Consider the following 20720-nt stretch of genomic DNA (forward strand, 5'->3'; position numbering starts at 1 on the left):
AAGAATAACTAAACTCCCTTTCACCCCCGCTACCTTTTTTTCGCCTTTTTCTTAACCTTTTTTGTAACTTCCTTCTTGACCTTTTTTTTGACCTTGGGTCGTATTTTTTTGCTGGCCTTTTTCTTTTTCTTTTTCTTCGGCACCAACGGAGTCTTTACTACACCTTCTATCAGCTTCAGCGACGACTCTTTCTCCAACGGCTGAGTCAGGACCCCATGAGCACCGGATCTCAACAGGGAAGCCTGGTGGCGTTTGGACCTCTGGGACGTAATCATCACGACCTTGATATCCGGGTCAAGCTCCTTGAGCTTCTTAAGGATATCAAGACCGCTGACCTCGTGCACTTCCTCGCCTACAACGGCCAGGTCCATCTTTCTCTCTTCGACGATACTAAAGCCCACCGGGACGGCGAGGGCAACCTCCGTCTCATAACCATAGAACTCCAGGTTGTCCCTGAGCTCATCCACCGTCTGGCGTTCATCTTCTATTATAAGTATCCGTGTAACGGCCATTTGCCTTAAACGAAGCCCCCCGGTACCCCCTTTACTTAAGTCTATTCTTCTATAACTTTTCCTCCCATTCGTCCAGCAAATATTTAAAATTTTTTGCCGCGTGTCGCTCCGCTGCCATTCCAGACACCCACGTAACATTAGTCGGAATAAAAGGTTAGGGTGTTTGGCGGTGGCGCTTTCCTACGTTCTGCCGAATATACATCCACCTTCAATCGAGGTTTTTTATTCGTTCTTCAAAAACTTTCCGATAAAACCTCGAAATATGCCTGAGGATGGGCGCAGGCTATACACACGGACGGTGCCTCCGTGCCCTCGTGGACATATCCACATTTTCTGCACCGCCAGGTGACCTTCTTGTCCTTCTTAAAAACGGTTCCGGCCTCCACATTTTGCAGTAAAGCGAGATACCGTTGTTCGTGATACTTCTCGACCACGGCAATAGCCTCGAACGCCTTGGCCACGGCCCCGAAGCCCTCCTCTCTGGCAGTCGTGGCGAACGAGGGGTAAAGCGTTTCCCATTCCAGGTGTTCACCGCCCGCCGCGGCCTTCAGGTTTTCTGCCGTGGCGCCGGTAACGCCGGCCGGGAACGTGGCCGTTATCTCCACGTCGCCGCCCTTTAGAAACTTAAAGAACCGGCTCGCGTGAGCCTTCTCATGACCGGCCGTCTCTTCGAATATGTCCGCAATCTGCACAAAGCCATCTTTCACGGCCTTCTTTGCAAAAAACGTATAACGGTTTCTGGCCTGAGACTCACCGGCAAACGCCCCCAGCAGGTTTTTCTCCGTCTGACTCCCCTTCAGATCCATACACTCTCCTCCTTGCCGAAAAACGTAAACCACTCTTAAAAAAAACCATCCACAAACATCAGTCCCTGGATTATATACATATTGCAGGACATTATAAGAGTTAATTCCCGGTGTTGACTATTTTTAAAGAAGATTAGCGAAGAAGATTTTTTTGTGTATTTTCTAGTGGGGGCCCCATGGCTTTAGCCATGGGGTTAGTTCGCGCAGGGTTAAAACCCTGCGGCACCAGGGCGGGGTTTTTGTGTAAGGGAATGGTGGAGGCGGCGGGAATTGAACCCGCGTCCCAATGCACATCGGTAAAGGTTTCTACATGCTTAGTCTATCTTTTTAAGAAATCTCGCCGTACTGCGGACCCCGGTAGACAGGGTTCCGCGACAGCCAGCCTGATAATTTTCTCACCCAGTCTCCTCAGGTAAAAAGTCCGGGCCAGCCTGTTAGCTGTCATCCTTGGGTCCTACAGGCAGGACCCGGAGGAAGGGCTACTTTTATGCAGCCATTGCCATTTGATAATCGGCACTTGTTGTTTGCGCCAGGTGTTTAATGAGGCCTCCTGACAACCTCAGCATGCTGCCTGTTACCTCCGTAACACGGTCGATTCCATTCGCCCCCCAAAAAATTTTACCTCGGAGAAGGGCAACTACGGCGTCGAGCAAGCTCGACCGCTACAAGCGGGGCGCAAGGTGTTGTGCCCCTGCGGCCCTTTAGCGTTTCATGGCCCTTTGGATATCGCGCTCGGTCTCGCGCTTTCGGATGGCCTCGCGCTTGTCGTGGACCCGCCTGCCCTTTGCCAGGGCGACCTCCACCTTGGCGATTCCGCGCCTGTTAAAGTAGAGCGTTACGGGCACCAGCGCGTAGCCCTTCTCGTTCATCTTGCCGATAATCTTGGATATCTCGGTCTTATTGAGAAGGAGCTTGCGCGGACGCTTCGGCTCGTGGCCCTGGAGACCCGCCTGCTGGTACTGGCCTATGTGGAGGTTATAGAGATACACCTCCCGGCCCCTTACCTGCGCGAAGGCCTCGTTCAGGCTCGCGTCCTTATTCCTCAGGCTCTTTACTTCGCTACCCTTCAACACAAGCCCGGCCTCGTATTTATCCATCAACTCATACTTGAAACGGGCCTGCCTGTTAGTGGCTATTATGTCCATTTCTACCGCTTGTTGAAGGGTTTACATAAATAAGATAGCACTTTTGGCGGCGTAACGCAACCTCATAAATCAACGGGATTGCACCTGTTGGAAGGCACCGTCACGCCTTAACGAGCTTGACCCTGGTGCTGAAGAACGCGGAACTGCCGCCTATGGGGTCGGTGAGGCAAACGTCCTTAAGATACGGGTCTAGGCGCATGACGGCGTTCGGGCACAGCCCCTTCGTGCGGCGCTCATCTCCCTTCACGACCTCTCCGTCAATTACCGTATCCGCCGCTCCGTATGCCCAGTGGCCGAAGTGCCAGCTGACGTTGACCACGCCCGGCTTCAGGCCCTCGGTCAGCTTGACCTTGCCCTCAGTGTACTTCTTCTGCCCCGCCGGTCCTATATGCCACGCGCCGCTCGTGTTTGTCGCAGACACAATGCGCACCACGTCTCCAGCCTTTACCCCAATTGCCTCCGCGTCCACGGGGTTAAGCTCGACGTGGTTCTCGGGCCAGATCTGGCTCAGCCAGTAGTCGTTGGGCAGCGTCCTGGACTGCCCGCCCAGAATGCCCTTATACGTAATCAGCGTGAACGGATATATCTCATCCCCGATCTTCCCGCCGTCACACGCCGTCGAGGGTGCATGTCCGGGCGTTCCTGAAAAATATTCACCGGTCATTGAATCCCTGCCATTGGCCACGGGTTCCACGTAAAGGTTAACATGGCTGGAGAAGGTGTGGGCCAGCCTGTTACCCTTATACGCCCCGTCAAAGTTTTGAAACCTCCCTCCCCGCGATAGTATATACGCCACCATCTTCCAGTATTTCGCGCCAACCGTCCGTTCCCACCGTTTCACATCGAACACGCTCCCCGGCAGGTGGCGGAGTGACTTTTCATACGACTCAATTTCGGCGGGGTTTGCCTCCGGGACCTTATCCTTTTGCTTATCACCCCACGCAACGTTTGCCACCATGCGGAGATAATAGTCCTCAAAATGTTCAAACGGCTCTCTCTGCCTGAACCCGTTCTCGCCGTAACCGGGAAGACCCATCTTCTCGGCTATCTTGAGCATTACCGTCTCCATGCATATGGGCATATCCCTGTCAAACACCTCAACCGTCTCTGGGATGGGGGCCACGGCGGGCTGGCGGAGCTTGCTGGTCTTTGTCTGTACGTCGGGCGTTACGTGCGGCAGGCCCCATCGCTCCCATATACTGGTATCCGGAAATACGTAATCGGCAAACACGGTGGAGTCGCCTATTACTATATCGGTGCTTATAAGGAGCGGGACCTTTTCCAAGTTCCGCAGTGCCGCGAGCTGGCTGTTGGCCCCGGGGGTGGACAGACCCGGAGTGGCCATGTGCATCCAGACCACCTTTGCGCCGTACGGATACTGACTCACGGCCGAGGGCAGGACCTCCTGGTACACGTTGCTGGTAAACGGATACCACGGCCGTTTTGCCGGGTAGCCGGCAAAGAGCGTGGATTTTTCGTATGAAGACTCCTCGCGTGTCAGTTTGTGGCCGAAGGGGTGAATCTTTCCCGGATGCAGCGCCTTTTTGAGCGGGAACGGTTGACCTGTCTTATCTCCGGCCTCATGCCAGTGGCCGCCGCCCTTGCCGAGACCGCCCTTCCAGTCCAGGTTCCCGATGAGCACGTTGAGCGCTATAATCGCCTGTGCATTGTAATACCCGTTCGTATGCTGAACGGCCCCCCTGTAAAACTCCGCCGCGGCCTTCTTACCGTGAGACGTGAACTCGCGCGCGACCTCAAAAATGTCTTCCTTTTTTATGTGGGTAATTGCGGCGTATTCGTCGAAGGTCCTGCTGAACGCGGATTCCTTCAGCAACTGGAGGGCCGTCTTGACGGCTACACCTTTTACCATACCGTCCACAAACAGGTCGCCGAAGACGGGCTCGTTGTTCGAGTCGATTTCCATGGCCTCCGGCACGCCGCCGGAAAGCGCGACAAACTCGTTTTCCTTGCCGATGCCTATTTCCAAGGCCCGCAGGTATTTGGTCGGACGTCCGTCCTCAATCTTAACGAGCAAGCTCGCGGTACTCCATGAGGTCTCGCCGCTGTCAACCGCCGCCTTGCGGGTGGTATTTCGGAGGAAATTTTTGTCGTACCGGTCATTTTCAATAATCCAGCGAACCATCGCCAGCGCCAGCGCCCCGTCCGTGCCGGGTTTTATGGGCAGCCACTTCCATGCCTTGGCCGCGCCATTACTGAAGCGCGGGTCTACCACTACCGTCTTGAGCCGTCCGGAAATAATACCGGCCGTGACCTTCCTCGCGGCAGGCGGGGGGCCAAAACCCGCCTCAAGCCCGCCGGTGGTGCCGAAGTAGATAATGAATTCACTGTTCAGGGTGTCCGGCTTCATGTGGGTCTTGCCGCCCTTCCACTTTCCAGCCTTGAATTTGCCGGTCATCTGCTTGTAGGCTATGTGGTGGGACTGCTCGCATATGGACGTGTGCTCGTACCAGTTTATCGAACCAAAGCTCTGGCGCAGCCACCTCTGGCTGAACTCCTTTCTGCCGTGCTCGATGCGTCCCGCCAAAAACACAAACTGGTTGTTCCTGGGCCCAAGGTCAGGGTGTTCAGGGTCTATAAGGGTGTCCAGGTGTTCCTTATGTCTCTTCTTATACCCCGCGACAGACAACTCTCCGGAGGCCACCCTCATGGCGTCCGCCGCCATCCACAAGGAAGTCTGGCCGTCCTTCAGGGCGAAAAGGTCTTTTAGTCCCGGAACGGCCCTCTCTTCTTCTCCCTCTACCTGTTCAAAAAGTTTGCCGCCGTTAACGATTTCGTCTATCGCCTGCTCAAAATCTATGGTGACCCATTTGTTCTCTCCCCGTCGTCCAGCACGCTTCAGCACCTTGCGTATCCTGTACGGGTCATAAAGGGACTGAATCCCGGCCTGGCCCTTCGGGCAGATATAGCCGTCCAGTTGACCTACGGCGAGGGGACTGTTCTCATACGGAATATGCGGCAGCATTGACTGGGGTGAGTAGGGATTCCCGTTTATGTTGACCAGTATGCCGTCTATTACGCTCACCTTTATCGGGCAAGCCGTGTGACACTGCAGACAGGTTGAATAGACGATGTTCTCAGGCTTCGCCATCGGGTATCCCTGCGCGGTCCCAAGCCACGACCATGAGGCGTGCGCGGTCTCCACCCTGGCCGCCTGGTAGGCCAGAAGGGCACCCGTACCCAGCAAGGCTCCCGCCTTAATAAAATCCCGGCGATTAAACCTGTTGACGTCACTTTTGGAAGTTTTCTTCATTTCAGATTCATACCCGTATGGCAGGGCGTACACGAACTAAGACCCGGCAGCACGTCAGGCACTTCCGTGGCGATATAGACCACATTAGGGTCCGTACCGAGAACGTCCTTCATTTTAGCCACCTGATGCGCGCGCATTAGTTCCGACACAAGGCTGTTGGTGTCGTTTCCATCCCCAAAATACATGGCCCCGCCTATACACGTGGTAACACACGCGGGAAGCATCCCGTTTCTCAGCCGGTGGAGGCAGAAGTCACACTTTCTCGGCTTCCCGACAAGGTCCTCGCGCTTTTCGGGAGACCCATACTGATAGTTATCCACCTCTTCATACGGCTGGGGGGGAGCGTCCGTACCTTCGACACCCCCAACACCTTGTGTAAAATAAGACCCGTCGTCATAAAATATAGTATTCTCGTACGGGCAGGCTTCTATGACCGCGTCCACCTCCGCCTTGTCCCTGAACTTTTTGAGGTTAACCGTAACGATGCCGTCGGGCCGCTTCTCCAGCCCTCCCTCCGGCGCGGCCTCGACACAGGGCGGGTTATTACACTGCATACAGTTACTCGGCATGAAGGTCCTGGTGACGTCGGGGAAGGTTCCATACTCCGCAGTAAAGACCTTTCGCAGGGTCACACCCGGAGGTGAAACGTTTTCTGAGATGCAGGCCACCTCGCAGGCGTAGCAGCCGATACACTGGTTTACATTTATGACCATCTTCCACCGCAGGTCTTCGATAGGTCTCTTGATGGCATATCTGAGGTCATCGTACATCCGCGTCAGCGTGCCCTGGCCCGGCGGAACGTTTTTCGGGAGAAGCAACTCCGGTGCGGCGACCTTCGGGTTCCCCGCCTCCCCGGTTTTCTTAGGGGTCTTGAACGCGGTTTTCTTCTTCTCAATGCACCCGCCCAGCACTCCCAGGGACATGCCCGCGATGCCGGCCTTCAAGAAGTCCCTGCGGCCTAATTTGTTTGTCTTTTTACCACGCATATATTTTCAGACTTCTTAGTGTCGTTAGACAGAAGAAACGTAATATATCTATAAACGCACCATACATTTAACTTACAAATCATACCATCACCGCATTCAAAAATCAAATTCGTCAAACATTTTTAATTCTTTGTTTGACTACGCTTACGTCACTGCCTAAAATCTCACTTGATGCCGAAGTGGCGGAACTGGCAGACGCGCTAGGTTCAGGACCTAGTGGACGCAAGTCCATCGGGGTTCGACTCCCCGCTTCGGCACCAATAACAGCCGTGCGTTGAAGGCGGGGGGCTTCCAGCCGGGAGGATAAAAAGAAAAACAACGTTATGAAAAGTTTCTATCTGATAACCCTCATATGTATTCTAGGTTTAGGCCTGCCGGGTACGGGGTGTACCTCCAGCAAGACGGCAAAGGGTGCCGGAATAGGTATGGGGGCAGGTGCAGCCACCGGTGCGGCAATCGGCGCGGCCTTCGGTGCGCCCGGTATAGGTGCCGCCATCGGTGCAGGCGCCGGTAGTGTGGTAGGCGCTGTGACCAGCAAAATAATGCAAAAAAAAGAGAAGGACGAAGAAGAGAAAAAGGAAATAAAAAAGCAGCTTGATGACGTCGAGGCCAGAATGAAGCTTGGAACTCCCGCACAGACCGGCGAACCCGAAAAACCCCCTGAATAGCGAGACAAAAACCCACCCCGCAAGAAAAGGCGGAACCTGGCCTGCAACTCACAAACCCTTACGTCCTGAAAACGTCTTATTATTGCGGTTTTACCTTAAATATCAGGAAATAGTGCTGCCGTAAGAACGGGTGGTAACGGACCGTGTAGTAGCCCGCTTCTTCCGCAGCAATCTCCACGTCGTTCCGCGCTACCCTTTCATCCATGGGGGGGCCAAAATCCGATTCCCTATCTTTCCGCCAATCTATGATAACCAACATGCCACCGGGCTTTAGCGAACGGCTTATACTCTTTAAAAGCGCTGCCGGGTTCTCCACCTCATGGTAGACGTTCCCCATAAACGCCAGATCCAGCGAGCCCTCAGGGAAGCCGGGGTCATCGGGTTTGCCCAGCACTACCTTAATGTTCTCTATTCCCTCTTCTTTTATCTTTTCTGCCGTATAGTCCACCATCTCCTGCTGTATGTCCTCGGCGTAGACAATGCCGTTTTCTCCAACCCAGTCAGAAAAGTACAGGGCGAAGTACCCGGCGCCGGTACCTATGTCGGCCACAACATAGCCGTGCTCTATGTCCAGAAACTCCATAATCTGTTCGGGCTTCTGCCATTCCCTGGGTTCCTCAAGTTCCTCAATCCTCTCGGGAGGGAAAATCTTGCTCTTTTTCTTTACCTCAGCCTCTTGTGCATAGGCAATGAAAGTCATGCTTAACACAACCACACAGAAACACACGACATTAACGATAGACAGTACCTTCATCACCATTCCTCCCCAGGCCCAAGGCCCATTTCCCATATTATCTAAGAATTATCCGGCCAAAATGGGGTCCAAACTCGACCTTTACCCCTTCATAAACTACGTAATATATCAATATTTGCCATTTTTTAAAGACAAAAATAGTGAGAAAACCATAAAAAAAGGACACCGTTTCAGAAAATCCATCATAATTCACCACCTGCCAGAAACTCCGTCACATTAAGCAACAAACGGCCGTTATTCGCCTTATTCCAATTGTCATAAAGGCGGCGCCCCGGTGTGCTTGTAGTGCCGTCGTCAGCCGGTGAACTATCAGACAGGGCCGCAATCCTGCCCCCGCCCAGCCTGGAGGTGGCAAGTATTATGTTGAGTCCCGTCTGCCACGCCCTTCTTATGCTAAAATTTAATTTGCCTCGCTCTATCCCAATTTGCATGATTTTAGACCTCTTTTACCCACCTGAAATTTGTTGTCAGTATAATTACGAATCCTACACTAAAATAATTTATGTACACTTATTTTGATTGAGGTTACGTCAGCAATAGCGGTAATCTTGGTCAGAGTACAATTTGTTGGGTCTAAAGGACCTTAAGAAGCTGCCGTTGCGCCCCTTAGGAATTTTAAAGAGAGCCCGACAACACCCGAATCCCCTACAATCTCACGATAGGTCTTGGTGCCTGAGAGGAAGTCTGTCAATACGTTTAACAGGACCCTGTCTTTAGCCGCGACCCTGAGCGCGCCGGGCATCGTACCGTATTTCTCCCCAAGTATGGTCATCTGCCTTACCGTACGGCCGTAGGGGAGGTCCTTTACTATGTGTGAAAAGGCTGTATAGTACTCTTTCAGGGCCCGGTGGGATATTCCAACCTTTAACATCACCTCTGCCGCCTTTATCCCGGTCTCGCAGGCGGAGTTGATACCGTTGCCTTTGTAGGCCCTGACAAGCCCGGAGGTGTCTCCTACCGTGACATACCTGTCTCCAAAACTGTTTTGCGCAGGCTCCAGAGGGATGGGCAACGGCCGGGACACCAGCTTCTCATCTTCCCTGACGACATCCGCCGGAACCAGTTCCCTTACCTCCGGCAGGGAGAGGAACCGTTCCAGGGACTCTTCAGTCACGGCAGGCCCTGCCACGTTAACGATAAGGTCGGTAAGTTTTGGGGTGACCACACCGAACTCTATGTCATCGAGGGTGGTAGGCAAGAACACATGTAAATAGTCCTCACATTCCTTTAAATACTCCGGGTCGGCGGGGATCTTGGTCACAACAGAGAACAGCGCCTTGGGAGTCACATAGGGTGTGGCCTGTTCCAGAAGGTTGGCTGTCTCTGCGTCCAGCCCAAAGGCGCCTACCAGGACGTCTCCCTTTGTCGCTCCCTTTGCCCCCTTCAGGTCACTTTCTACTGCAATACCGTCAGGATAGAATTTTATGTCCTTTACCCTCCCCGGGATAACCCTTACACCCAGCTCCTTGGCCTTGCCCAACAGGTAGCGGTCAATGGCCACGTTGTGTCCCACAAAGGAGAGTCTTCCTCCCAGATTAAGCTTGATCTTGGCATCGCCTGAGTGGAGATAATACCCGGCTACCTTCCTCTGGATGGCCTCACAGGGAAAGGTTACTCCCAAGACCTCTTCCAGGGTCTCCTTGAGGGGCGGGGACAGAACTCCTACCCTCTTAATACAGTCTTCGTTGAACTTCATTCCCTCATATATGATGACGTTTATGTCCCTGCCCAGCTTCTTGCCCATCATCTTCAGGGTGATGGCGCAACTTGAGCCGGCAGGGCCGCCCCCAATAATGATTGCAGTCTGACCGTCCTCCAGAGGACCCAGGGAGTGACTCACTCTTGCTACGTTTGGATGGTAGTTATCGGAAATGGACATGTTATTGCGATGTCCTTGCTGCAAACTCTCAGGAGGTAGGCTGTTAGCGGAATTAAATCTTAATTGTACAGAGCAAGTCATAAGCCCTGTTAGCAAGTTCGGTCATACGGGTATCATCATAGGCGCACCGCCGGCCCCTGGATAGAAACTACCACAACGCCAACCAGTAGGACGAAGAGTGTGGCCACATCTGTGGCGGAGAGTATCACAGCTTTTGTTCTGTTATTTACTAATATCACAGCACGACCCTTATTGGACAGGGAAGGTCATGCTTATACCTCCCTTTAGCTCTCCAAGCTTGTAGTTTTCCATGTAACTGCCAGTTATGTCTTTCCCGTCACCTGTGGGGCTGTTCGAGGGGTCGCCGTGACACTTTAGGCATTGCTCATTCATGTAGAGGGGGTGGAAGTAGCGGTAAACTATCTCCTTTGGCCTCTCGTCTACCCTGCTGTATTCTCCAAAACCTGCGTCAGCTCGAAGTCCCTGCCCCTTGAATTTACTGATTTGGACCTGCTCCCATTCATCAGCCAGGTTATCCGGGTTTCTGATGCCATACTCGTCTTTCCCTACATCAACGAACTTGATCCTAACTCCTGACCTTTTTGTAAAGTCCTTGCTAATGGTTATGGCGAAGTTGACGGGGTTAATGCCCTTGTAGCTGTAAGGTTCATCTTCGGGGACAGGCATGCCGAGTTTTGCATTGTGCGTGTCAATAACATCCATATTCTCGGCTATCAGAACGCTTGAAACGGTCAACATGTTTATAATATGTTTGGCTATTTTGTTGAAGTCATAAACCTGTGCAAAACAGTCTCCGACAGGAAATATTGTCAGAGTATACATTAACACTACAACTGCGATTTTCTGTAGGGATTTCATTTCCGTTCTCCCTCCTCTTCCTTGGCCAGCCATGTTTCATCCACAGGGAACGCAAGGCTTATGGCACCACGAAGTTCTCCCAGCTTGTAGTCTTCCATCTCAAAGCCAGTCAAGTCTTTACCGTCCCCAGTGGGGCTTGCTGCAGGGTCACCATGACATTTTAGGCAACGGTCCTCTATGTACAGGGGGTATATATAGCGGTAGACCATCTTGTTTAGCTCCGCACCGCCCACCAGCTCTATCTCTCCGTAGCCTACCCCCTTGGGGTATCTTACCTTAGAAAATTTCTCCAGTTGCTTGTTCTCCCACTTGTCCGGTTTATTGTACATATTCCTTGGGCCGCATTTACCCTTTCCATTCGAGACGAATTTTGTCGATATCCCAGTCATCCTGGCAAACTCTATCGCTATCAAGGTGGCAAATCCCTCGGGATTAATCCCCTTGTAGCTAGTGAGTTCACCTTCGGGGATTGGTTCTCCAACCTTTGCGTTGTGGGTATTTATCACCTCGAAGTTATCCGCAATAAAGTCTGTCGTCGCGTTCATCATGTTTACGATGGAGCTTGACACCCTTTCGTAGTCATATACTTGAGCCCTGCCGTCTTCGGCAAAGAAAAGGCTCAGTGCCGTGAAGGCTAATACGAACTTAATTTTCCTCACTGCATCTTTCATGGCATGTCCTCCGTCTGCCTTAATGAGTATTTTGCTGTGTGGCTTCCAAGACCATCCCAGCCGCCTTCTCCATGCCCTCTTGTGAATGCTGTTTTGAGCCCCGATTCTCCCGGCATCTTTCTTGCAATGTGGGTCTTGATACACCCCGGTCTTACTACAAAAAGCATCTTATAAAATACTAACGGACCACAAATAAATCCGTAGACTACTACTGTTCCCGTTTCTGAAAGAACTAATCTGCAGGAATCTCCAGGCTCATAGGTCCACCTTGGAGACTACCCGAACCCTCCAGCTTGGCATGCGCCTTTACCTCTCCGTTAGTAAGGATCTCTACTCTGGTGTCACGCTCCACCCTGACCTCCATCACCGTTTCTGACAAATTTACCCCGATGTTCGCAGGCTCCGTAGTTATCTCCATGCCACTCAAACGAATAAAGGGCAAAAACCAGAGCTTCATCTTAACCTCGGGCAGTTTTATCTTGATCCCGGGGAGGGTGATTGACACCTTTCCACCGGGGTTAATCTTTAGCTCCGTGGGCTGAATGTCTATTGCACTTTTCACATCCAATAAAGTAGTAGCGTCAGTTTCGCCCCTAAGTGGCATTGGCGGACCTCCTTTAATTTGCCTTACGCAGTTAGAGTAGGACCCTTACAAAAGTCCCACACAAAAGCTATCAACTCACCTGAACTTCCCACGCCTATACCTCCGCAGAGAAAACAAAAACCCATAAAAACAGGCCTTAAACCAGACGATACCTTTGAAGCACCCGGCACATACGATAACTGGTAAATACATCTATGTAAGAAAGAGAGAGCCCAACTCATACGGAGAGTATACATCTGGGACATTCTCCATATAAGGGAGGCCGCGTCGAGAACGGGGGCTCTCTCTTCAGTCGTCGGTCAGTGATCTATTTCTCCTCCAGGGCCTTGAGCCTTCTGAGCCTATTGGCCTCATCCTGGATACGAGCCAGTGAACCAATCATGTGCGACCAGCCATACCACCAGGAATAATCCTGCTGGGCATGGGCTGTACCCTTATAACCCTTGAGCTTGTACCAGAACCACATTTCCGCGTACTCCCTCTCTATGGCACTGGGAGTGCCGGGTCTGGTGATGAAGACACTATAGACCCCAAGAATGGGGCCTATTACAGGGACACGCCCCTCCAGATCCTTGAAGGCCTTGTAGACACCCATCCCTAACTTATCCGGGCCCAGGGCATCGGCCAGTACGTCTCCCATAGGGAAGACAGGCCTGTCTTTAGGAGCAGGGTTAAGCAGGCCCTCAGCAACGACCTGATCAAGTATCAGCTGGGCTTCGTCCTGCTTCTTGAAACACAGGAACATGTACTGATCCATGTTTTCCAGCCACAGTCGCGCAAAGCGGCTGCTGTGACACCTGCCGCACATCTCTATCCACAGCTCCCGCTTCTGGAGATTCTCCGGGGAATATACCTCCAGTTTCGCATCCAAAGGAGGGATATTAATCCCGTAGGGGTAGTCCTTGAGGCTGGACTTATACTCTACCTCCTTCGGGGGTACGGTGCCCATGCGCCAGATGCCCTTGCTAATGGGATTAATCGTCCATTTATTACCCCCCATATACATGTGGCAATACTGACAGGTGGGACTCTTATAGTCCTTTCCAGGGATGATGTCCCCCAGGGGCTTGTCCCAGGGCCAATGTTCACCCTCCAGCTCATAAATAGTGCCCATCTTAGAATGGCTGTAGGTCTCCCAATCGGGATGGTCAGGTCCCATGTGACAACTCATGCAGGCCTCCGGTCTCCTGCCCTCAGCGGCTGAGAAGCTGTGCCTGGTGTGGCATGTGTCACACCTGGCCATTTCCTCATGACACATGTCACAGCCTATCAGAGAGGCGCCTTCTCCCTGACGATATGACTCTATATACCAGGGCACCACCACGTTGGCCTCCCAGCTCTGGAGATGGCTGGGCCGACCGTACTTTCTCTCAGAGGCATACTCCTCTGCCTGCTTCAAGTGGCACTCACCACAGGCATTATCCACGGTGGGCATCTGCAGCACATCGTGGCTCTTGCCGTGGCAACCAGAACAGTCTACCTCTTTTATCTCCCGACCCAGGCGTTTTTCTATCTCCGCGGTCTTTGCGGCGAAATATTCATTCCTCTTGGGCTGGGCATGGGTGGAGGCCTTCCAGGAGTTGACTATCCCAGGTGTGATATCGGCGTGGCACTCCACACACTGATCGGGTTGAAATTTTTTCATCAACTCTGGAAACATCTTGATGTCTGGCCGTACGTAGTGTCTTAAAGGATTCATATACATGTAGAGAGGTATGGGCTTGTAGGCATCGGCAAAGGGACCATCCCCCTTTTCCAGGTACACTGCCTCTGCGAACATTTTCTGAAGCTCTGGTGTGGGATAGGCCCAGGACTTCTTGGCTACCTTCTCCTCAGGGGCCTTTTCGTCGGCGGCTCGGGCCTGACCCGGCCCTAGTAAAATAACTGCCGTGGCCAACGCTATGATAAATGGTAATCTCATAAACGCCTCCCTCCTTAACAAAGTTTCTACTACTGCTTAACCTCCCTGGGTACTGGAGGTCTTGGCCTGAAGGTTTCGTAGTCTCTTGTAACACTCTCGCTTGGGTTTTAAGGAATAGCTTCTCCTTCCTGCTGTGGGGACTTTTCATCCAGGGGCATGGCCTCCTGCCCCACAGCCTCCTGGGCTGGGGGGAAGGCCTCTCCTTCAACGATTACCAGTTTAGTTTCCCGGATGATCTCGTCTTCCGAGAAAGAAGTAGCTTCTCCTTCCTGCTGTGGGGACTTTTCATCCAGGGGCATGGCCTCCTGTCCCGCAGCCTCCTGGGCCGGGGGTGGGGCCTCTCCTTCAACGATTACCAGTTTAGTTTCCCGGATAATCTCGTCTTCCGAGAAAGAAGTAGCTTCTCCTTCCTGCTGTGGGGACTTTTCATCCAGGGGCACGGCCTCCTGTCCCACCGCCTCCTGGACCGGGGAGAAGGCCTCTCCTTCAACGATTACCAATTTAGTTTCCCGGATGATCTCATCTTCCGAGAGCGGGGATGTCCCGGCAGACCCCCCAAATACAGGCACCTGCACGCTAACAGGTATTACCTCTTCCTGAGAGGTTTCTTTCTGCGGTAAGGCCTGTGTCACCGGGCCTTCGGATTGAATCTTGGCGAGGGGTTCAGCCCTCAGCTCGTGGTGTCTGGCCATATGGCATTTACCGCAGACGTCATAGCTAAAACCTAGTTTGCTGAGCCTACCAGCCTCGTCCACCTTTCCCTGACTCATAAAATAGACGTAAAGCTGTCCGGGCCCGTGACAGGCCTCACAGGTGACACCTTCCTCTACATATTCGCCGGTCTCTTCATCGTACCCGGTGGTATGGCACTCGTAGCACTTCTTTCTGTACTCCTCATCACCTTGTATAAAGTCTTTTGCTTTTTTGACCCGTTCCATGGTGACAAACTTGTTGTCCTTCCAGCGGTCGATGTGCCAGGTGGTGAGGCCCTTGTGACACCTGACGCAGGCAGTGCTGCCCACGTAGACCGCCTTCTCGCCGGTTATGCTGTAATACTTGTAATCTGAGGCTTCCTGGCCCTCCTTGGGGGAAAGTTCGGCCAATCCCTTCCACAACTCCAGCACGGCATCAGCGGTGTCTATCCTGCCAATCATTTCTTTCCTGCTGGCATATAAGTGCTCATGGGCCCCCTCCAGTCGGAGGGATTCGCCCTGGCCACCGTGGCAGACCGTACAGCCGTAAATGTCGTAAGGTAAATAATCAAACGTCTTGGGGTGCAGTTCTTCTAATTTGTCCACATCTACATGACAGGTCATACACCTGTCCACCTTCTCTCCGTTTTCCCCATCCTTCCAACGTCCGCTGCCTTTAAGGAGTAACTGTTTTACCCCCACGGGGGGGTTTTTTAGGGCCGCAATCCTCTGTTTCAGCTTTTCTGCCATGACAGGATCCCCCCATTTAGGGTCGGACCACCTCTCCAGCTCGTGCTCTAGCCTGTCCACCTGTTCGGCATAAGCGACCTTCTGATAGCCCACCCACTCGGGGTAGACTTCCCTGACAACCCAGAGGACAAGCAGGCCCAGCAAGACCACTGATAAGACAACAAAAGGTATCCTCCACAACATTCCACTCTACCTCATATGTTAAACCAGGGGGTTACCAGTACGTATTTGACATTAAAGACGACCCTCAATAATATCTTTATGGGCACAAATAGCATGGCGGCAAATAGATTCATTGTAATGAAGTATCGTATAAGACCCAGTTTGAAGAAAAACTTAGGGAAGAGGATGGCCGGGAGTATAAGCATCAGAGCACCGTAACATACCAAAAAGGCTATGCCCGCAGGAAGGGGGAAACTGCCCAGCGCCTGCTCCATGGGTTTGATAACATCCCAGCTTTCCCCCGGCCAATAAAAGTTCCAGAATGGGCCCCGGAAATACTGACCCACTATCACCAAGACAAACCACATAGTAAAGCCCCCAATGAAACAGGCCGAGGCAAACTTTCTCGTCCTCACGTTATAGCGGCCCACCCCCTTTATGGGGTCAGGGTCGATGTAGGGTATGAGAGCCAGGCCAACAAGGATGACAGTAGGCAGTACCACTCCTGCCATCCAGGGGTCAAAATACACCAGCAGTTCCTGCAGGCCCACGAAATACCAGGGTGCCTTGGCCAACTTGGGGGTCTCATTAGGATTGGCCAGCTCCTCCAGAGGGGCATTTTGTAGCAGGCTCCAGGCCACGACCACTATGGAGGCCGCCAGCACGGCTATGAGTTCCCTCTTTACCAGGTGGGGCCAGGTGTCTACCTTTTCTTCTTTCGGATAGACATCACGCTGCCTGAGCAGGAGGTCCTCTCTTACCACGGTGATGAGTCTAATCTTTTCTTTGTTTTCTGTTTTCTCTACCATTTGTCTAATACACTATAAAGGCCTGGAAATGCCTCCGGACTTTCTGATTCTCCAGAAGTGAACGGCCATTAATCCCACTGCGACCCCTGGCAGGCCCACACAGTGGGCAAAGTAAAAGCGAATCAGGGTGGGCTGATCTATTGCGGTGCCGCCCAATATAATAAAATGGATATCCTGTTCAGGGCCAAGGATGCTAAAAGGGCCTTTAGCGCCCAAGACGGGGGTGTTTTCCCCCATTGTAGCTCCTACTGTCACTGCCCAGAAAGACAACTGGTCCCAGGGCAGTAAATAGCCCGAAAAACTAAGCAATAAGGTTATCACAAGCAGGCCCACCCCGATGACCCAGTTAAACTCTCTAGGTGGTTTATAAGAGCTGGTCAAAAATACCCTTAGCATGTGCAGAGGCACAATGAGGACCATCAGGTGAGCTGCCCAGCGGTGGAGGTTCCTCTGAAAGGAGCCGAAGGGTACTATATAGTCTATGTCCTTCATGCTGGAATAGGCCTTATCCACATGGGGCACATAATAAAGCATCAGAAACGCGCCGGTTATGGCCGTGACTATAAAGAAGAAGAGAGCGAACCCACCCAGGCAGAAGGTGTAAGTAAACTTTATGCCGTCCTTGCTCACCCGGGCTGGTTGGATATGAAGGACAAAATTCGATATCACACGGAAGACCCGGTGGAGGTGACTATCAGAAGTCCCGGTCCTGAATACAGACCTCCACATCTGGGTGAATATATTCATCTCTCTCCTCTTAAAAAGAATCGCTAGGCACGCAGGAAGTAGTCTATATTCACTTTCTTGCCCTCATCAACCTCCAACCGTCCATCTTTGGCCACGGTAATCTCCAGGCGCTCCAAGGGTTTGGGGGCCGGGCCAGCAAAGTTTACCCCGTTCTTGTAAAAACGGCTGCCATGGCAGGGGCATTTGAAGATCTGCTGGCCTTCATACCATACCGGCTGGCAACCTAGATGGGTACATATGGCCAGGAGGGCATAAAAGCCCTTATCTCCCCGTATTATCCAGACCTTTCGGCCGGTCACCAGGTTCACCGAGCCCTTTGCGTACTGCTCAGGCCTCTTGGCCTTAAAAATCTTAGAGGGCTCGTAAGTGGCCCTGGGGTAGAGGAACCGTACCAGCGTTGCCCCTGTAACACTGAGTATGACAAGAAGTAGCCCCCAGCCACTCCACCAGAGCGCAGTCCACATAGCCTGTCGTCTGGCGGGCTTCTTAACCCCCGTGGGTATAGCTTCCTCTGCATTTGTCTTAGACTTAACCATCACATACAACCTCTCTACAAGATTTCCTCAAATTTCACCATTGAGATGGCATCAACGGGACAGCGATAGCTACACAGTCCGCAGTGGATGCAAAGCTCCTCATCCTGTGTCAGCCCTACCCAGGGCCCATCACCTCCCGCACCATCCCATAGGGAAAACTCCTTCACCACTGACCCATCCAGATAGGCCATAGCGAGAGCCCTGGTGGGGCAGACGTCCACACAACCTCCGCAGAGGATACACTGCATCTCCTGCCTTTGCCCTATTACCGGGCTGACATTGCAGTTCAAGCACCGCCCGGCCTGGTCCTGGGCCTCGTACTCTGAGTAAGGTATCTCTGAGGCCTCCCATCCCTTGAGCCTTTCTTCGGGAGGCCGCAGGGTAGGATACTGCTTTGTCAGGGAGAGTCCGTAGTAGAACCTCTCAAATCTCCAGGTAATGGGTATTGCCTCCATGTGCTCCTGTTTGCTCAGCCCCAGGGAGCCAACGCCTCCCAGATATTCATGCATGGACTGGGCGGCCAGCTGACCCGAAGCTACTGCATTTATTACCAGACCCGGGCCCAGGATGTCGCCGCAGGCATAGACTCCGGGCTTGGAGGTGGCCAGGGTAACGGGGTCTACCTTTAGCATCTTCCTCTGGTTTAGCTCAAAACCCTGACTGCCGTCCAGGAAACTCATATCAGGGGCCTGACCCACAGCCAGGAGGATGTTGTCGCATTCTATGATGCGTTCTGTACCCGGGACAAAGGTTGGGTTAAACCGGCCCTCTGAGTCATAAACATCGATTACATTTATCACCTCCAGACCCGCGACCCGGCCATCCTGACCCACCACCACCCTCTTGGGGCCCCAGGAGGTGTTCATGATGATTCCTTCCTCACTAGCATCCACAACGTCGCCTATCCAGGCAGGCATCTCCTCCTTGAGGTTATCAGGTCTACAGCCCTTCATGGCCTCCAGGCATACAAGGTGCACCTCGCTGGTGGAGTCAATTCTCATTGCCGCCCTGGCTACATCGGTAGCCACGCATCCCCCTCCTATTACTACTACCTTCTCACCCAGAGTAAACTTTCGGTCAGTTGCTATGTCCCCTACGTCCATCAGGAAGTCCAACCCTGATAAAACCCCTGGCGTCTCCACTCCCGGGACGGGTACACCCCTCCCCTTCTGGAGACCCACCGCGATAAGAACTGCGCCAAACTCCTCCTTGAGCTGGTCAAGGCTGAAGTCCTTTCCGCAGGCCTGATTAAGTTTCAGCTTTATGGGCAAAGAGAGTATGGACTCCACGTCCTTCCTCACTGCCTCTCTATCCAATCTGAAGAAGGGTAGCGCATTGGCAGGCATACCACCAGGATTACTGCCGGCCTCATAGAGCGTTACCTCGTAACCCATGAGTATCAGGTCATGGGCGGCCGAAAGGCCGGCGGGCCCCGCACCAATTATCGCCATCCGAGCCGGGACGAGCTTGGGAGACTCCCTCTTCACCACTGCAGGCTTCACCTTTCCCATCTTCTGCCTTATCCAACGATAAACCTCCCCAGTACTCAGGTGGTTGTTTTTTACGGCAAAATCCTTCAGGCCCCTTATGCTTACCGCCTCGTCCACCTTGCCCCTCTGGCAGGCCGACTCACAGGGCGCACCACAGACCTTAGCGCAGACGGCAACAAAGGGATTATTCCTCCTGGCAATCAGATAGGCCTCCTGGTACCTACCTTCATCAATGGCCATCACGTAGCCCCTTGCATTGGTGCCAGACGGACAGGTGCGGCGACAGGGCACATTCTCACGAAACCATTCCTTGTCCACAGAAGTGGCTACCGGTGTGTCAGTCAGCACAGATTGCCGTGCGGCCTCCAGATGCCTGGCCCTCATCTGGGAGAGCTCATCTAGAGATATTGAGAAGTCGCGCTCCTTGAAGCTTATTGTTATAGAATTAGCAGACTCTCCGCTCATATCTTTCCTCTATTAGAAAAAAGAGACTGTTACCATCCACCATCTTTAGAGAAAGATCAGGACACGCTACTTTGCAGGATGGGGTAGACGTTGAAGGACCGGCGGCTACTGCCATACCGCTGGCAATGCCGGATTGCTGAAGGTAGCTTCGCCTACTAGTCCTCATTATCCTTCCTGCTATTTTAAGGTGAGGTTTTTGTTACAATCTTACCGGCCATACTGTGTGGCAAGCTTATTTGTGCGTGCCACCAGCTTCGCCTCCCCAGAGGCTACATGTGCTCTATGCCTCCGGGTGGACATGGACCGACCCGGTATCTTACATGCACACCGCTTCAACTCCTTAAACCCGAACCGTACACGCTTTACTACTATGCGCCGTTTCGACGGGCCTAGAACTTTACAGAAGCGGCGTCCTTAAGAATCTCCTTGTCCAGAGACAGGTCCGCCACCAGACGTTTAAGACGGGTGTTCTCATACTCAAGCTCCTTCAGACGCTTGCCCTGATCTACCTTCAGGCCACCGTATTCCCTGCGCCACCGGTAATACGTTTGCTCCGCGATTCCGAGCTTGCGTGCAATATGTCCAACCGTCTTTCCCTGAGATAGCTCCATCTTTGCTTCTTCAAGTCTGTGGATTATCTGGTCTACTGTATATCTCTTGCGACTCACAACTCCCCACTTCTTCTGATCCAATTTAACTCCAAAGACTGACATTAAAACTGGACCGATTTAAAGGAGGCAGATCGCTACCATACCGCAGGCAATGCCGAACTGCTGAAGGTAGCTTCGCCTACTAGCCCTCATTATCACTCCTGCCATTTTAAGGTGAGGTTCTTGTTATGATCTTGAAATTAGTGTTACAGAGTTAGCACAGGCCCTTTGTCTATATCTTCCTTGTTAGAAAATGAGACTGTTACCATTTCACTATCTTTGAGAAGGTTAGAACATGTTAGTTTAAAGTTAGAATACGTTAC

Annotated in this window: 19 protein-coding genes, 1 tRNA gene and 1 other RNA gene; 2 read left to right on the forward strand and 19 right to left on the reverse strand. The window is 52.5% G+C overall.

Annotated elements, in window-relative coordinates:
- Positions 1-29 precede the first annotated feature (29 nt).
- The 6 genes from NOU37_02130 to NOU37_02155 all read right to left on the reverse strand — a co-directional run bounded on the left by NOU37_02130 (position 30) and on the right by NOU37_02155 (position 6720).
- A complete protein-coding gene (locus NOU37_02130; protein ID MCQ4574032.1) occupies positions 30-512 on the reverse strand; it encodes a response regulator in 483 nt (160 codons plus the stop codon).
- Between the two features lie 233 nt (positions 513-745).
- Positions 746-1318, reverse strand: a complete 573-nt coding sequence (locus tag NOU37_02135) for a rubrerythrin family protein (protein MCQ4574033.1) — start codon at positions 1316-1318, stop codon at positions 746-748.
- Between the two features lie 252 nt (positions 1319-1570).
- Positions 1571-1927: a transfer-messenger RNA gene (gene ssrA, locus NOU37_02140) on the reverse strand.
- A gap of 92 nt (positions 1928-2019) precedes the next feature.
- Entirely contained in the window at positions 2020-2463 is a 444-nt protein-coding gene (gene smpB, locus NOU37_02145; protein MCQ4574034.1) for an SsrA-binding protein SmpB, read from the reverse strand.
- Positions 2464-2563: 100 nt separating this feature from the next.
- On the reverse strand, positions 2564-5734 hold the full coding sequence (locus NOU37_02150) for a molybdopterin-dependent oxidoreductase (GenBank protein MCQ4574035.1): 3171 nt from the start codon (positions 5732-5734) through the stop codon (positions 2564-2566).
- Positions 5731-6720: a 4Fe-4S dicluster domain-containing protein gene (locus NOU37_02155; GenBank protein ID MCQ4574036.1), complete on the reverse strand. Its 990-nt coding sequence runs from the start codon at positions 6718-6720 to the stop codon at positions 5731-5733. Before NOU37_02155 ends, NOU37_02150 begins: the two co-directional genes overlap by 4 nt.
- Positions 6721-6893: 173 nt before the next feature.
- Here NOU37_02155 and NOU37_02160 point away from each other — a divergent pair.
- Together NOU37_02160 and NOU37_02165 are read left to right on the forward strand one after the other, a co-directional pair.
- Positions 6894-6980 (forward strand) — tRNA-Leu (locus NOU37_02160).
- 63 nt (positions 6981-7043) lie between these two features.
- On the forward strand, positions 7044-7388 hold the full coding sequence (locus NOU37_02165) for a glycine zipper domain-containing protein (GenBank protein MCQ4574037.1): 345 nt from the start codon (positions 7044-7046) through the stop codon (positions 7386-7388).
- Positions 7389-7467: 79 nt separating this feature from the next.
- On the opposite strand, the gene NOU37_02170 is transcribed toward NOU37_02165, so the two are convergent.
- The 13 genes from NOU37_02170 to NOU37_02230 form a co-directional block, all read right to left on the reverse strand.
- Positions 7468-8142 carry a class I SAM-dependent methyltransferase gene (locus NOU37_02170; GenBank protein ID MCQ4574038.1) on the reverse strand — a complete coding sequence of 225 codons (675 nt, stop codon included), beginning with the start codon at positions 8140-8142 and terminating at the stop codon, positions 7468-7470.
- Between the two features lie 182 nt (positions 8143-8324).
- Entirely contained in the window at positions 8325-8573 is a 249-nt protein-coding gene (locus NOU37_02175) for a hypothetical protein (GenBank protein MCQ4574039.1), read from the reverse strand.
- A gap of 152 nt (positions 8574-8725) precedes the next feature.
- Positions 8726-10021: an NAD(P)/FAD-dependent oxidoreductase gene (locus NOU37_02180; protein MCQ4574040.1), complete on the reverse strand. Its 1296-nt coding sequence runs from the start codon at positions 10019-10021 to the stop codon at positions 8726-8728.
- 249 nt (positions 10022-10270) lie between these two features.
- Positions 10271-10900, reverse strand: a complete 630-nt coding sequence (locus tag NOU37_02185) for a DUF3365 domain-containing protein (protein ID MCQ4574041.1) — start codon at positions 10898-10900, stop codon at positions 10271-10273.
- Positions 10897-11571, reverse strand: coding sequence for a DUF3365 domain-containing protein (locus NOU37_02190; protein MCQ4574042.1), 675 nt, complete (start codon positions 11569-11571; stop codon positions 10897-10899). The genes NOU37_02185 and NOU37_02190 overlap by 4 nt, the downstream gene beginning before the upstream one ends.
- A 232-nt stretch (positions 11572-11803) precedes the next feature.
- The gene (locus NOU37_02195) at positions 11804-12175 is read right to left on the reverse strand and encodes a hypothetical protein (protein ID MCQ4574043.1); all 372 of its coding nucleotides are present in this window, start codon (positions 12173-12175) and stop codon (positions 11804-11806) included.
- A 307-nt stretch (positions 12176-12482) separates the two neighbouring features.
- Entirely contained in the window at positions 12483-14096 is a 1614-nt protein-coding gene (locus NOU37_02200) for a hydroxylamine oxidoreductase (GenBank protein MCQ4574044.1), read from the reverse strand.
- Between the two features lie 107 nt (positions 14097-14203).
- Positions 14204-15721 (reverse strand): cytochrome c family protein, encoded by a 1518-nt coding sequence (locus tag NOU37_02205; GenBank protein MCQ4574045.1) that lies wholly within the window; start codon positions 15719-15721, stop codon positions 14204-14206.
- 11 nt (positions 15722-15732) lie between these two features.
- The gene (locus NOU37_02210; GenBank protein ID MCQ4574046.1) at positions 15733-16509 is read right to left on the reverse strand and encodes a hypothetical protein; all 777 of its coding nucleotides are present in this window, start codon (positions 16507-16509) and stop codon (positions 15733-15735) included.
- A 12-nt stretch (positions 16510-16521) separates the two neighbouring features.
- Positions 16522-17256, reverse strand: a complete 735-nt coding sequence (locus NOU37_02215; GenBank protein ID MCQ4574047.1) for a cytochrome b N-terminal domain-containing protein — start codon at positions 17254-17256, stop codon at positions 16522-16524.
- 23 nt (positions 17257-17279) lie between these two features.
- Positions 17280-17792 (reverse strand): ubiquinol-cytochrome c reductase iron-sulfur subunit, encoded by a 513-nt coding sequence (locus NOU37_02220; protein ID MCQ4574048.1) that lies wholly within the window; start codon positions 17790-17792, stop codon positions 17280-17282.
- Positions 17793-17806: 14 nt separating this feature from the next.
- A complete protein-coding gene (locus NOU37_02225; GenBank protein ID MCQ4574049.1) occupies positions 17807-19747 on the reverse strand; it encodes an FAD-dependent oxidoreductase in 1941 nt (646 codons plus the stop codon).
- Between the two features lie 389 nt (positions 19748-20136).
- Positions 20137-20415, reverse strand: coding sequence for a transposase (locus tag NOU37_02230; protein MCQ4574050.1), 279 nt, complete (start codon positions 20413-20415; stop codon positions 20137-20139).
- Between the last annotated feature and the right edge of the window lie 305 nt (positions 20416-20720).

It is taken from the genome of Candidatus Bathyanammoxibius amoris (genome assembly GCA_024451685.1).
Lineage (GTDB): Bacteria > Planctomycetota > Brocadiia > Brocadiales > Bathyanammoxibiaceae > Bathyanammoxibius > Bathyanammoxibius amoris.

Excerpts from the sequence above, each read along its gene's own strand:
- NOU37_02150 (MCQ4574035.1), bottom strand. The coding sequence starts at position 5,734 with ATGAAGAAAACTTCCAAAAGTGACGTCAACAGGTTTAATCGCCGGGAT.
- NOU37_02135 (MCQ4574033.1), bottom strand. The coding sequence starts at position 1,318 with ATGGATCTGAAGGGGAGTCAGACGGAGAAAAACCTGCTGGGGGCGTTT.
- NOU37_02165 (MCQ4574037.1), top strand. The coding sequence starts at position 7,044 with ATGAAAAGTTTCTATCTGATAACCCTCATATGTATTCTAGGTTTAGGC.
- NOU37_02215 (MCQ4574047.1), bottom strand. The coding sequence starts at position 17,256 with ATGAATATATTCACCCAGATGTGGAGGTCTGTATTCAGGACCGGGACT.
- NOU37_02130 (MCQ4574032.1), bottom strand. The coding sequence starts at position 512 with ATGGCCGTTACACGGATACTTATAATAGAAGATGAACGCCAGACGGTG.
- NOU37_02190 (MCQ4574042.1), bottom strand. The coding sequence starts at position 11,571 with ATGAAAGATGCAGTGAGGAAAATTAAGTTCGTATTAGCCTTCACGGCA.
- NOU37_02185 (MCQ4574041.1), bottom strand. The coding sequence starts at position 10,900 with ATGAAATCCCTACAGAAAATCGCAGTTGTAGTGTTAATGTATACTCTG.
- NOU37_02220 (MCQ4574048.1), bottom strand. The coding sequence starts at position 17,792 with ATGGTTAAGTCTAAGACAAATGCAGAGGAAGCTATACCCACGGGGGTT.
- NOU37_02205 (MCQ4574045.1), bottom strand. The coding sequence starts at position 15,721 with ATGTTGTGGAGGATACCTTTTGTTGTCTTATCAGTGGTCTTGCTGGGC.
- NOU37_02170 (MCQ4574038.1), bottom strand. The coding sequence starts at position 8,142 with ATGAAGGTACTGTCTATCGTTAATGTCGTGTGTTTCTGTGTGGTTGTG.
- NOU37_02180 (MCQ4574040.1), bottom strand. The coding sequence starts at position 10,021 with ATGTCCATTTCCGATAACTACCATCCAAACGTAGCAAGAGTGAGTCAC.
- NOU37_02195 (MCQ4574043.1), bottom strand. The coding sequence starts at position 12,175 with ATGCCACTTAGGGGCGAAACTGACGCTACTACTTTATTGGATGTGAAA.
- smpB (MCQ4574034.1), bottom strand. The coding sequence starts at position 2,463 with ATGGACATAATAGCCACTAACAGGCAGGCCCGTTTCAAGTATGAGTTG.
- NOU37_02210 (MCQ4574046.1), bottom strand. The coding sequence starts at position 16,509 with ATGGTAGAGAAAACAGAAAACAAAGAAAAGATTAGACTCATCACCGTG.
- NOU37_02200 (MCQ4574044.1), bottom strand. The coding sequence starts at position 14,096 with ATGAGATTACCATTTATCATAGCGTTGGCCACGGCAGTTATTTTACTA.
- NOU37_02175 (MCQ4574039.1), bottom strand. The coding sequence starts at position 8,573 with ATGCAAATTGGGATAGAGCGAGGCAAATTAAATTTTAGCATAAGAAGG.
- NOU37_02225 (MCQ4574049.1), bottom strand. The coding sequence starts at position 19,747 with ATGAGCGGAGAGTCTGCTAATTCTATAACAATAAGCTTCAAGGAGCGC.
- NOU37_02155 (MCQ4574036.1), bottom strand. The coding sequence starts at position 6,720 with ATGCGTGGTAAAAAGACAAACAAATTAGGCCGCAGGGACTTCTTGAAG.